Source organism: Synechococcus sp. MIT S9508, assembly GCF_047303045.1.
GTDB lineage: Bacteria > Cyanobacteriota > Cyanobacteriia > PCC-6307 > Cyanobiaceae > Synechococcus_C.
On the sequence record NZ_CP138941.1, the window covers coordinates 2,475,264 to 2,487,446 of the forward strand.

Genomic DNA, 12,183 nt, shown 5'->3' on the forward strand with positions numbered 1-12,183 from the left:
GGGCTTTTTCATGCCGAGCTGCTCAGCCATCCACTGGCAGCGTCACGCCTGGAAGCACGGCATCCGGCGCGATCCACATCGCATCACCGTAGGAATAGAAGCAATAGCCCTCCTGAATAGCGGTCCGATAAAGCTCAAGCAACCTGCTGCGTCCGATCAGAGCGCTGACCAGAAGCAGCAGCGAGCTCTTGGGCAGATGAAAGTTGGTCAGCAGACCCTGCACCACTTGAAAACGAAAGCCGGGCTGGATCACCAAATCAACAGGACCCCGCAGAGGTTGCAGGCTGCCGCCCCCTGCCGCAGCAGCACCCTCCAGAGCCCGCACACTGGTTGTGCCCACTGCAATTACACGGCCTCCACGCTGCCGGCACGCGACGACAGCAGCTACCAGCTCAGGAGTGACCTCCACCCATTCGCTGTGCAAACTCAGATCCTTGAGATCTTCAGTCTCCACAGGCCGGAATGTGCCTAACCCAACGTGCAACGTCACCGTTGCCAGTTGAACGCCGCGGCCGCGGATCGCCTTGAGAAGCTCATCACTGAGGTGCAAGCCCGCGGTTGGTGCAGCAACCGCTCCTGGCCTGGAGGCGTAGCGAGTTTGATAACGCTCCTGATCCGACTCATCGTGACGCGTGATGTAGGGCGGTAAAGGCACTTCGCCGTAACGCTCCAGCAGCGTTTCGATCGCTGCAGCATCGACGAAAGCAGCTGGGAATTGAATGATGCGCCCGCCACTGGCGCCATCTGTGGTCAACACCTGCAAAGGGATGGGCTCCTGCTCAAGGGCTTCAAGCCAAACCTCATCGCCAGGCTTCAATTTCTTGCCGGGTCTGGCCAGACAGAGCCAGCGGCCTTGGCCGCGGGGCTCGAGCACCAGCAGCTCCGCCAGGCCACCACCGGAACGCCGCACCCTGAGGCGCGCCCGCAGAACCCGGGTGTCGTTGACCACCAGCAGGTCGCCAGGACGGAGCTCATCCTGCCAATCCCACACCTGACGATGCATCAGCTCCGTCACGGGTCGGTTTATGGGGGGAGCCATCAGCAGTCGTGCTGCATGGCGAGGCTCCACGGGTGCCTGCGCGATGCGCTCTTCAGGCAGGCGGTAGTCGTAGGAGCTGAGCTGAAGATCCCTTGGATCCACCACAACGCTTGAACGTGATTAATCCATGCTGCCTGAGGGCAACGTCCCTGCTTTGCTTGCCAAGCGGGGAACGAAATAGCGCACAATCGAGAACACGCGGCTCTGGTCGGTGGAGAGTGCCTCGAACAGGCTGCGAGCCCTTTGGTTGAGTAAAGCCACATCCAGTCGATCCCTGGGAATGGCCACCGGCATGACCACCGTGGTTGTGCGCTCGGGATGCCGTTGCTCCTGCTCCATCACGAAGTCACAGAAGGGATCCAGCAGCGAACTGTATGGGCTGTCGAGCAGCACCAGCTCAAGAGCACCGGTGTCGGTGCCGGCGTAGCGATCCCACAGTTGGCTGAGCTGGCCGGCGTCTTCTTCCTTCTGCAACACCATCACCGCCGTGACCGAATCGGCAAACGAACAGGCGTAGCGCAGCGCCTCAAACGACGGTTGCATCATGCTTGCGACCCAGACAATCGCATGGTGTCCGGTGGGTGGATCACGGGGAATCAGCTTCAGTGACGACCCATCAGGGTCCAGAGCGAGGGCAGCGAAGATCTCCCGGTAGCGGCGACGGATCAAGGCCAGTCCCCACACCAGCAGAGGAATCGCAATCACCACAGTCCAGGCCCCCTCATCAAATTTGCTCACCACAATCACCAGCAGGACCACAAAGGTGGTGAGCGATCCGAGCGCATTCATGGCCATTCGCCCGCGCCAGCCTTCTCCACGCCGCTTCCACCAGCGACAGACCAGGCCCAGCTGCGACAACGTGAAGGCCGTGAACACTCCAAGGGCATAGAGATTGACCGCCACGGTGGTGTCACCTCGGCAAATCACGATGATCAGCGCCGTAATCACGACCAGCGCACTGATCCCATTCTGGTAAACGAGCCGATCACCCAGCAGCTTCATCTGCATGGGCAAGCAGTGGTCTTCCGCCAGCATTGCCGCCAGACGTGGAAAGCCGGAGAAGGCCGTGTTCGCTGCCAGAACCAGAATCAGCAGTGTTGAGATCTGCAGGGTCCAGTACAGAACGCTGCCGTCGCCGAACACACGCTGACCGATCTGAGCCAACACGGTGATGTCGGGATTGGGTGCGACTCCATACATGAAGCCCATGGTGCTGACCGCAAGGAACATCACCGACAGCAACACACCCATCACCAGCAGGGTTTTGCGGGCATTAACGGGAGCAGGCTCCTTAAAAACCTGAACACCGTTAGCGATGGCTTCGATCCCGGTCATCGCTGAACAGCCGGAACTGAAGGCCCGGAGCACCAGAAATAAGCCGATCGGCTGCAGCGCAGCCGTGAGCGGGGGAGCATCGGGAGTCCAGCCGTGATGGAAGGTAAGGTCCTTGAACCCAGCCACCGTGAGCAGAACAATCATCACCACGAAGGCATAGGTGGGCACCGAGAACACGCGTCCCGCTTCCTTCACCCCGCGCAGGTTGGCCCAGCCCACGAGCAGGAGCATGAACAGAGCGATCGGAACCTCGTAGGCCAACAACGCTGGATCCAATGACGACAGCGCCTGTGTGCCCGCCATCAAGCTGACCGCTGCAGTGAGGGTGTAGTCGATCAGCAACGCAGCGGCTGCTACCAATCCCACGTTGCGTCCGAGATTGTCGCGAGCCACCACGTAGGAACCGCCACCGTTGGGATAGGCAGAGATCGCCTGCCGGTACGACAGCACCACGATCGTGATCAAGGCGATGATCGCCACGGTGATTGGCAGCGACAGCCGCAAAGCGGCACTGCCTCCCAGGATCAGAATTCCAAGCGCCGCTTCCGTGGCATAGGCCACGGATGACAAAGCATCCGAGGAGAGGATGGGCAGCGCCTGAAGATTGGGAAGTCGCTCATCCTTGGCACTGGAACGCGGCAGGGGACGTCCCAGCAGACGTGAAAAGGACGGAACTGACACAGGGCGACCATCACCACATCAAGAGTGGCAAGGCTCCCTGAGATCTGCAGCTGCGTGTCTTCCTTTGAGCTGATTCAGATCGCCAAACTTTCGGGACGGGTTTCAATCAATTCCGCCAGATCCTTGAGGAAGGCGGCGCCATCGGCGCCATAGATCACACGGTGGTCCGCCGTGAGATTCACCTGCATCTGCCGCTTGACAGCGATGGACCCATCCTTTCCAGCCACAACGGCAGGTCTTGAAGCCGCCACTGCGAGGATGGCACCGGTGCCGGGAGGAAGGATGGCATCGAAACGATCCACCCCGAACATGCCGAGATTGGAGAGGGTGAAGGTTCCGGTGCTGTATTCCTCAGGCTGCAACTGTTTGCTGCGCGAGCGCTTCACCAGATCCCCCCACTGACGCGAGAGCTCATACAGATCGGTTCGATCGGCCTGACGCAGCACAGGGGTGATCAAACCTCCGTCTTCCATCGCCACGGCGACGGCGACATTCACATCAGCGGGATAGGTCATACCCGCAGCAGTGGTTGCAGCATTCACCTGCGGATGCCGCGCCAGAGTGACGGCTACGGCCTTCGCCAAGAGGGCCGTCATCGTGACGCCCTTGGGCTTCACCTGCTTGTAAAAGGCATCCAGTTGATCGGTGGTGATCGTGTAGCCCACCCGGAAGCAGGGGACCGCGAGGCTGGCTTCCATATTGCGGTTCACCGCTCCTTGGAGCGTGTTGAACGGCACGGTGTCGCCAGGGCGGCCAAAACTATTGCCAGCCGGTGAGCTCGGAGGCTTGGCGGCGCTCGCAGCTCCGGCACTGACGGAAGCAGCAGTCCCCTCCCCGACCAGGGGCACACTGATGGGACGCCCTGCGGCGCGCTCCACGTCTTCAGCCTGAATTCGACCGTTAGGACCACTGCCGCGGATCCCGGCGAGGTCGACGCCCATCTGAGAAGCCAGCTTCTTAGCCCTAGGACTGGCAATCAGTCGACCATTGCTAGCTGGCGCAGCCACCGGAGCAGGAGGCGCAACTGGTGCGGGTTGAGCCGCAGCTGGGGCTGGTGCTGTTGGAGCAGAAGATGTTGGCGCTGGTGATGAGGCTGCAGGCGAGGTGGCTGCGGGCGAGGTGGCTGCAGGAGCCGATCCACCACCCGACGGTGCCTTGGCCTGAGCTTCGGCAATCTCAGCCTCGGTCTCCACGATCAAACCAATGGTCTCGCCCACAGGAGCCGTGCTGCCCGCGGGCATCAGCACAACTGCGAGGTAACCCTCATTGAAGGACTCAACATCCATGTCGGCCTTGTCGGACTCGACCACGAGCACGGACTCGCCGCGGCCAACCTTGTCGCCAGGATTCTTGAGCCACTCAACGATCTTCCCCTCCGTCATCGTGGAACTGAGGGCAGGCATGAAGATGTCGTGAGTCGCCATCTAGTCCTAATTGCAACGGTTTTGAGGGTGCTGTCCAACCATTTGTCCAACGGTTGTCCAACTGCTCTTTCAACGTAAATCAGCACCCGACAGCATTTCCACCCCTGAATGTCGGTGTCCCGAAGCACAAAAAAACGGGATGGTTTCCCGGACCGTCCCGCCCCTCTATTGGTGTGTTCGCGTTTCCGTCAGCGCCCCCTTCATCTGAGCGATTTCATTTTTGTGTATCAACGTGATACACAACGTCGTCAAAGGCACATCTCTAGAAAAAGGTTCCGCAAGGCACGAGAACCCCTCAAACGCCTTGACAGCAAAGGCACTATGCAACTGTTCACCACAAACTTTTCTGATGGAAAAAGTCCGCGAGATGGTCAACACCCATCTTCCTGTCGTCCTCAAGGTCATCAACACAGTCGCGTTTGTCGCCATCGCGGCATCCACAATCTGTGCCGCTGATTCGCTCAAGGAGATGTCAGGCAAAGGCGCCGCTCCAGCAGCAGTCACCGAAACCAACTGACCCTGCAACAGGCACAAAAAAGGAGGGTCGGTATCCCTATCGCCCCTCCCGATGAATTGAAAATGTCGCTTAAGGCAATGACGCCAAGCGAATCACACCTTTACGCATGGGAACGAGATGCCGTGGGCGCAGTGAGCGTTTCTCAAAAAAAGACCCAGGAGTGTTTGACCTCCCGGGACTTAGTTCTCATGCGATGAATCTGTTCTAGCAGCATCCGCTAAGCATTTATACTTACGGGATGCCGAACCACCTCGCTCGCCAGCACCTGGCCACCACGCGAAGAAAGACCCTCGAGGTTCTCACTCCTATGAGTTCCTGCTCTTTCTGGCTTGACGCGACTCATTCACCTTTCTCCTGCCCTTTAGAGCGACGGCGGCGAATGACTTGCTGCGCCATGAACTCACAAGCGTGGTCAACCAACTGCTGAGGGTCAGTCACTTCTGGATGGAGGCAGGCATAGACATTGAGGGTATTGATCCTCAATCGATTGGTGGCGTCACCCTCTTCTTCAGGGACGAGATCAAGGAGAAGACGTGCTTTCTCGATGGTCTTGATCTGCTGAGGAGACGGAACCCAGTCCGCCAGTTTTGGGTTGGTGCTGAATGGTTTGGTCATATCGACAATGGGTCATTTGTTTTTCCGCTTCTGACTGATGACGAGAAGTAGAAAAACCCAGGCGATGGGCGCTGTTACCAGCAACTGCTACGCGTCAGATCCCATAAAGAAAGGGGCATTTCTGCCCCCGCCTATCCATGAGAACTCTGTCCTCGCCAAAGGGCAGGCGTTCCTCGGGTCTTCCTGATTTCTAAGCAGACCCAACCAAGACAAATCATCTGAGTAATAGAAAGAAAAGAAAGGATGCGAATGCGAAACCTGATTCCTGAAGTGATCAAGCGCATGCATGGGACGCGGCGCGAACCAACCCGTGGTCCATATCGACTGATCCAAGGCAGTCACCTCGCCAAGCAAAACCCACTTCCCCTGTACTGGGATCCACTAGGACAAGAGGTCCTGCTGCTTCCACCCGCAGGAAAGAACTGATCACCAGGATTATTCGCTTTACAGAACCTGCTGCCCTTGTATTGAGATCCAGAAGGACAGGCTGTTCCACTGCTGCCTCCAGCAGGGAAGAATTGATCACCAGGATTATTCGCCTTACAGAACCCACCACCCTTGTATTGCGACCCAGACGGGCAAGCAGAACCAGTACTGCCTCCAGCACGAAACATCTGGTTTGCGGAAGCAGGCATTCCCATCACCGAGATCGCACCCGCAAGAACGAAAGCAACAGCAAGATGAATACGAGTCAAAATACCTCACAAAAGCTCAATACTACTTCCAACAAAGAAACGTCCTAAATCACCCTGGATGCCCGCCAACAATCTTATCAATATAGCGAACGCAAATAGATCCGAGTGACCATGATTCCGAACAAGATGCTTCGCCATTTTCTTCAATCAACTAGAGGGATTGCGGGGGCAAGAAATTCATCAGCATCTTTGCCTTACGCTCGCAACGGGTCCCAGGTCTTAATGCAGATTCATCACTCCTAACCTCAATCTTTAAAAGACATTTTTGTTCATTTGTCCAACTTGTAATCAATTTTATACACGACTTATATCCCAGTTCAGAATCAGGGGTGCATACCGCGAATAACTGTTTATCGGTGGTCCAATCATCATCAATTTGAAAACCGATGCTTGCCAAACGATTTGACAGCGCAGAGCGCATATCGGAATTTTCTACGCTTGCCACCCACTCGTAAGTTGCCACACGCTAAGCAGACAATTAGATTTAAATTTACTCAATTATTCAAGTTTATCAATGTGTCGCGCAATACAGATCTTGCTCTAAAATATGAATCCTCCGGACCACGTACAGGCGCCAAGGAAGGGAAACGAAGCAGGTGTTCCAACAACCAAACGGAAACGAGAACATCACACGCAAGTGCCAACACTGAGTCCTTACCGTTCCAATAAGGGTGTTCGGTTGCCATGGCTTAACCAACGTCCTTTTTGAAACGATGACTGCTTGAAGCGTTGGATATGCCCGCTGTTTCACGGCATCCCAAAAAACAGACGCTCAGATTGCGGCGTTGAAGGAAGCAGGTTGTGCGGTCGTCTTTGAGGAGACCATCAGCACCAGGGTCAAAGAGAAAGACCGACCTCAACTACAGGCGGTACTGAATGCCGTCTTGCAAGGCGACGAACTGATGCTGGCGAAGTTGGATCGCCTCGGCAGAACTCAAGTGGAAGTGGTTTCCCGTCTACACCAACTGCAGGAGCAGGGGATCCATGTCCGAACGCTGGATGGACTGGTCAACATAAAGAGTCTGGGCAAATTCGCACCTGTCCTTATTGGTCTGCTCTTTGGTTTGGCAGCAGTTGAACGCTCACTGATCCAGGAGCGAACACTGGAGAGCATCCAGCACCGCAGATCAACAGGCGTGAACCTGGGCGGTCGCCCGAAGACCAACGAAGCAAAGGAACGCTTGGTGCTTCGCCTCAGGGATGAAGGATGCTCTTATCGCTCCATTCGTGAGCAGACGGGACTGGCGCTCTCCACGATTCGGCGGATCATTGCTGAACAGGAGGCAGCACTGTGCTGAAAGTTCTAGTTGGCATTGGTCTCGGGTATTTGCTCTTCACCAATCCAGGCGCCCGCCAGATCACTGCTGATGCACTGCGTACTGCTGCTGATGCTCTTTCACCAGAGCAAAAAGAGACATCATCTCCTAATGACAAGAAATGAATAAATGAAGCAAGAAGTCCTATTAATGATCACTATTCTGACAAACAAGCAGCGCAATAGCAGATGCCTCTCCGTAGATCCCATAAGGCAGCACTTGCTGCAATAGGAGTGATTGCTGGTTGGATATCACTCTCTGCAATTAGCAATCAAAAGGCAATAAGACTTCTGTACTGCCCCGCAGGCAAAGATGGGGTTGGCGAGGTGATTTGCCGATCAATGAGATGCGGATACAAGTATTACTTCTTCGTTCCATTCTCTAATTTCTGGGAAGACAAAGAAATTGGTTACAACCCAAAAAGATGGTGTATCAGATCAGTATTAGATGACATGAACAAATAGCAAAACCCTGACTACCCTGATGAGACCGCAAGCGCTTAAGTAGATGCCTCTTCGCAGATCCCTGGCAGCACTGGCACTTGCGCTTTGCACCTTTAGTGCAACAGGTTGCGATAATTGGTCATTTGAATTCAAAGGCCCGTCGATTGAAATGCCTGGGTTCGAATTCAATTCAGGCAAACCAAACCCCTTACAAATAAGCGGAGAAAAGAAATGGCACTCAGGTGATTTCCAAGGCGCACTGGAAGACTTCAACAAACTGATCAAAGAAGAGCCCAACAATGCGTATGCCTACTTCTCACGAGCCTCTTCATTAGCAAGTTTAGGCAAACTACAGGAAGCAATTAATGCTTCCAACAAGGCAATTGAACTCGATCCAAACCTTGCTGAGGCATATGAAAATCGTGGCAGTGTTAAAGCAATGATGGGAAATCAAGGCGGAGCACTCCTCGACTTCAACAGAGCGATAGAACGCGATGAAAACTTTGCAAGTGCTTATAGAAACCGAGGCGCAGTAAAATCAGACCTAGGCAACTACGAGGGAGCACTTATAGATTTGAATAAAGCAATAAAACTAGATCCAAACTATGCCGACGCTTATAGAATCCGTGCGCTCACCCATGACAGAAATGGCAACGTCACTGATACCTGCAAAGACTTGAAGAAAGCATCGTCACTTGGAGATGATTCTGCAACCAGAACCCTTGAGAACCCGAAGAATTCCGGTTTATGCAAATAGGAGTGAGAGAGGCAGTGAGCGTGACCCCACCCATCAAAACAGGCAACCACGCCTGATTGATCTCCCTCTCACATCAAAACAATAGACATGAAACGTCTTATAGTCCTTGTCCTTCTTGCCCCTTCACCCGTTATTGCATCTCCAAAGTGCCAATGGGTCAGCGAACCAAACCCTGATGCGGTCATCCAAATCGGAGAGGTCAGTCCAATAGGGATCTTGTCCGCTGAACTCGTATGGAAAGGGAAGGTGATTCGTTCCTTATTGATGGGGCAACCAAATGGATACGGTTCCAGGTGGTGGGCGCACAAGGGCAACGACGGAAAACCAATCGGAGGTGGTCGCCTTGTTCCCTTCAGGGGCAATCAACCGACCAGAGGAACCAACCGAGAGGAATTGGGCGAAACAGCGCCAAGGAAAGCGCTGATAGTCGGTCTGGGGTCAGATATCTATTACTCCGATATGCGTGGCGAAAGGGGTTTGATCACAGCAGCAGAAGGTTTCTGGCATATACCAACCAACTGCGAAACTCCAGGTCGGGGGAACTGGTGATGGGGTCCTCTGTCTTTCCCAGGTGTCTGATGTCGTCCCAGGGAGTCCCGTAAATGTGTTGTTGGTTGTGATGACCGACTCAACAGAGTGCTTCTTGAAGAATGGAAACGTATGGGGGAATGAGGTTGTGACTTCCACTAATCAATTTCCTTGCCATAGCAGTCAAGACACCCCACGGTGGTGATGGCAAACCCATCAAAGAGATGTGAGAGAGGCAGCGAGCGTGACTCCTACCCATCAATACAGGTAACCACACCTGATCGATCTCCCTCTCACATTAAAACTGTAGACATGAAATATCTTCTAAACCACTGAAATATCCCTAGTCATTAAATACCAATCCTTGTCTTCAAGTTCAACCATGATTTACCTGTTGAATCAGTGAACCAAGAACGGTTCTCCTTGCGTAGTCCAAAAGCACAATAGGCAGTACTCAAACCTGCTCCACAACGCTTGCGAAACATTTCTCCTGCTTTCTTCAACTCTTTTTCAGTAAACGCAAATTCCACCTCTCTCATGACGCAGTCTTCGAATTCATCTTTGCCAAAAAGCAAACGGTCATCGTCAAGACATTGCTGAAGGTTCCGTTGTGCAACCTCAATCGCCAATAGGCGAACCGGTTCACCACGCTCATAGCGTCGGTACTGCTTAGAAACGACCTCTGGTTTCCTCTTGCGCTTGTATTTTTTCTCTGCCTTTTTGGAATCCTTCTTGACTTTGCCGAACTCCTTACCGAAAAGGTCAGAGTCAACCTCCTTACCGAGACGGAAGGAAGGATCCAAAAGGTCCTCCTTAAGGCGGGTGACGGCAATGTCCCTTGCTGCTTCCCCTTCAAGTGCCTGTTTTACGAATAAGATAAGGTCCTGCCTCCTAACTTCTAAAGCATCATTATTAGAAAACACATATCGCGTTCTTTTCATCGAACGAGCGCAGGATTCATAACTGCTCTGAGTAACCTTGATATCTCCGATGGACTCCCTAACCAGATCCTCTACTTCACTGTGCTTGTCGATATCCAGTGAACCCAACAGCGATTGCACATTGGACTGCTCCAACACCCAATCGATCAAGACATTTTTCTTCTTTCCGCTGACGAACCGGTTCTCATAACCCTTACCCGTTGAGTAGTTCGTCAGTGAGTAGATGGAAATAACGATCTCATTATTCATGTAATCCAGGATTTCCTGGGCAACGTTGCCTGGATCCGACTGTGACCTTTTCTTCAGACGGGAGAGCAAGTCAAAGACCGTCTCCTTAGAGAAAGCGTCACGACAACCCTTGATACGGGTACTGACGAAGGTCCTGTACCCCTTTCTGAGCAGACACCAAGCGCGTAGGACGTAAACCCCGTCGTCATATGCATAGACCTCCTCGATACGGACCTCTCGCCTTGTCGTTATGCCTGACTTATCGACGTAGTCGATCAGGAGACAGTCCTGGACTAAGAACTTCTCGCAAAGCAGTGGGCGCTTTTGCTCTTCATTGGAGTCGGTCTCAGGATCCTTAGGGGCAACCCGTGGTTGCATTAGCACTTCTGGCAATGCCTCCTGCACCTGTTCAGGTGGAACCCACTTGTACGTCGAGGCACCAACCTCCTTCCATTGAGGTTCAGGTGCCTCATACGTCAGATCCCCTGTGAACCGTCCTTCACTCCTACCCTTATCGCCGTACCGACCACTCCGATAGACATCACTCAACTGTTTATAAAGGGATTCACCAAACACCTTTTTGAGGACATTTCGAGCAGCAGTCCCCAGATTCATTGCAGATGAGAAGCGACCAGAACCTTAGACCCTCATCAAGAGGATCCCAGTTCCATCGAGTGAATATTGACCATTTAACAGTAAATAGTAATACTTACAGACATTGCTATAGCAATATTTCCCAAAAAACTCTCTTCAACAGAATGACCACGAAAAGCAAGGGGGCTGACTGCAACTCTTTTATCCCTAATCAGGAAAACCGGGCTGGTTGTTCTTCTTTCCCAATTCCTTCTCCCCTACATAATTCCTGTATTGAGGTGGGTTCCAATGCTTAAGGAAGGTGGAGAACCTCATCGTGTAATTACAAGAATGAACTCCTTGAACTCCACCATTCAGTCCCCTATTGCAGGAAAAGAAATGGTTGAAGGTGCCCTCTACTGGATATAGAGAGGCACACTTCTCGTTTTTCTTGCTCTCACGCTTCTGCGCTTCCCTACAGAAGGGGCAGGCAAGAGTACAACCCATTCCATCTCTGAACTGCTTCCTTTGGCAATGCAGCAAAGATAATGCGATCATCTCAATATACTTTTCCGTGATAGTCATTAGTTTAAAGTGAATTATAAAGCCCTATTGGCACATACACGCCATGCACAATTTATTCAATCTAGTCAATACTTGCGTCGACCAATAACGCTTACAAGGTATCAATTACTCAATAGAATGAATACGCAGTTATTCAGCAAATGCTGTGTACCTTAAACTTCTTAGTTGTCTATATAATTCATAGAGTTTTCAGAGACTCTACCTCGAAACAATTAAAGACTAAACACAAGATTAGATGCCGAAGGCATTTTCGCCGAACGAAGTGATGAGAAAACATTTTTAATTGATAAATAAACCATAGGGGTCCTGCCTATCTCTCGCGATCTAAGACCGCTAGCAACTAGGAGACCAAAGTCCCACCTAAAGACCAAAGAAAAGTTCATACCCATTAAATACACCAGTAAATATGATGCTCCAAAAGAAGAAACAAAACAGGTTCCAGTTGAGTTTTAAGGAGAAAGAGGTTCCCGTCTACATGCCGATGGAGCAATTTCTAATGGATGATT

At 52.7% G+C, this 12,183-nt stretch carries 9 protein-coding genes and 1 pseudogene; 4 read left to right on the forward strand and 6 right to left on the reverse strand.

The window, feature by feature from the left end; translation table 11 throughout:
- Positions 1-22: 22 nt before the first annotated feature.
- From queA to SIB42_RS13755, 3 genes are all read right to left on the reverse strand, one after another.
- Positions 23-1,144: a tRNA preQ1(34) S-adenosylmethionine ribosyltransferase-isomerase QueA gene (gene queA, locus SIB42_RS13745; protein WP_067093982.1), complete on the reverse strand. Its 1,122-nt coding sequence runs from the start codon at positions 1,142-1,144 to the stop codon at positions 23-25.
- A gap of 15 nt (positions 1,145-1,159) precedes the next feature.
- Positions 1,160-3,055, reverse strand: a complete 1,896-nt coding sequence (locus tag SIB42_RS13750) for an APC family permease (protein ID WP_067093979.1) — start codon at positions 3,053-3,055, stop codon at positions 1,160-1,162.
- A 74-nt stretch (positions 3,056-3,129) separates the two neighbouring features.
- Positions 3,130-4,479, reverse strand: coding sequence for a dihydrolipoamide acetyltransferase family protein (locus SIB42_RS13755; RefSeq protein WP_067093976.1), 1,350 nt, complete (start codon positions 4,477-4,479; stop codon positions 3,130-3,132).
- 220 nt (positions 4,480-4,699) lie between these two features.
- On the opposite strand from SIB42_RS13755, the gene SIB42_RS13760 reads away from it, so the two are divergent.
- Positions 4,700-4,996, forward strand: coding sequence for a hypothetical protein (locus tag SIB42_RS13760; RefSeq protein ID WP_413328168.1), 297 nt, complete (start codon positions 4,700-4,702; stop codon positions 4,994-4,996).
- A gap of 339 nt (positions 4,997-5,335) precedes the next feature.
- Here the strand turns inward: SIB42_RS13760 and SIB42_RS13765 are convergent, their stop codons facing one another.
- Positions 5,336-5,611 (reverse strand): hypothetical protein, encoded by a 276-nt coding sequence (locus SIB42_RS13765; protein WP_067093973.1) that lies wholly within the window; start codon positions 5,609-5,611, stop codon positions 5,336-5,338.
- 274 nt (positions 5,612-5,885) lie between these two features.
- Positions 5,886-6,218: a hypothetical protein gene (locus SIB42_RS13770; RefSeq protein ID WP_156485151.1), complete on the reverse strand. Its 333-nt coding sequence runs from the start codon at positions 6,216-6,218 to the stop codon at positions 5,886-5,888.
- An 813-nt stretch (positions 6,219-7,031) separates the two neighbouring features.
- Here SIB42_RS13770 and SIB42_RS13775 point away from each other — a divergent pair.
- The 3 genes and pseudogenes from SIB42_RS13775 to SIB42_RS13785 all read left to right on the forward strand — a co-directional run.
- Positions 7,032-7,604 (forward strand): annotated as a pseudogene (locus tag SIB42_RS13775) (recombinase family protein); the annotation flags it as partial.
- Positions 7,598-7,747: a hypothetical protein gene (locus SIB42_RS13780; RefSeq protein WP_197459866.1), complete on the forward strand. Its 150-nt coding sequence runs from the start codon at positions 7,598-7,600 to the stop codon at positions 7,745-7,747. The pseudogene SIB42_RS13775 and the gene SIB42_RS13780, both read left to right, overlap by 7 nt.
- 382 nt (positions 7,748-8,129) lie before the next feature.
- On the forward strand, positions 8,130-8,822 hold the full coding sequence (locus SIB42_RS13785) for a tetratricopeptide repeat protein (protein WP_082825015.1): 693 nt from the start codon (positions 8,130-8,132) through the stop codon (positions 8,820-8,822).
- An 878-nt stretch (positions 8,823-9,700) separates the two neighbouring features.
- On the opposite strand, the gene SIB42_RS13790 is transcribed toward SIB42_RS13785, so the two are convergent.
- Complete coding sequence (locus SIB42_RS13790) at positions 9,701-11,134, reverse strand: hypothetical protein (protein ID WP_067093960.1); 1,434 nt, start codon at positions 11,132-11,134, stop codon at positions 9,701-9,703.
- Positions 11,135-12,183 lie beyond the last annotated feature (1,049 nt).

What these genes read in the sequence shown, in the direction of transcription:
- SIB42_RS13785 (WP_082825015.1), top strand. Translation starts at nt 8,130, where the DNA reads ATGCCTCTTCGCAGATCCCTGGCAGCACTGGCACTTGCGCTTTGCACC.
- SIB42_RS13790 (WP_067093960.1), bottom strand. Translation starts at nt 11,134, where the DNA reads ATGAATCTGGGGACTGCTGCTCGAAATGTCCTCAAAAAGGTGTTTGGT.
- SIB42_RS13765 (WP_067093973.1), bottom strand. Translation starts at nt 5,611, where the DNA reads ATGACCAAACCATTCAGCACCAACCCAAAACTGGCGGACTGGGTTCCG.
- SIB42_RS13755 (WP_067093976.1), bottom strand. Translation starts at nt 4,479, where the DNA reads ATGGCGACTCACGACATCTTCATGCCTGCCCTCAGTTCCACGATGACG.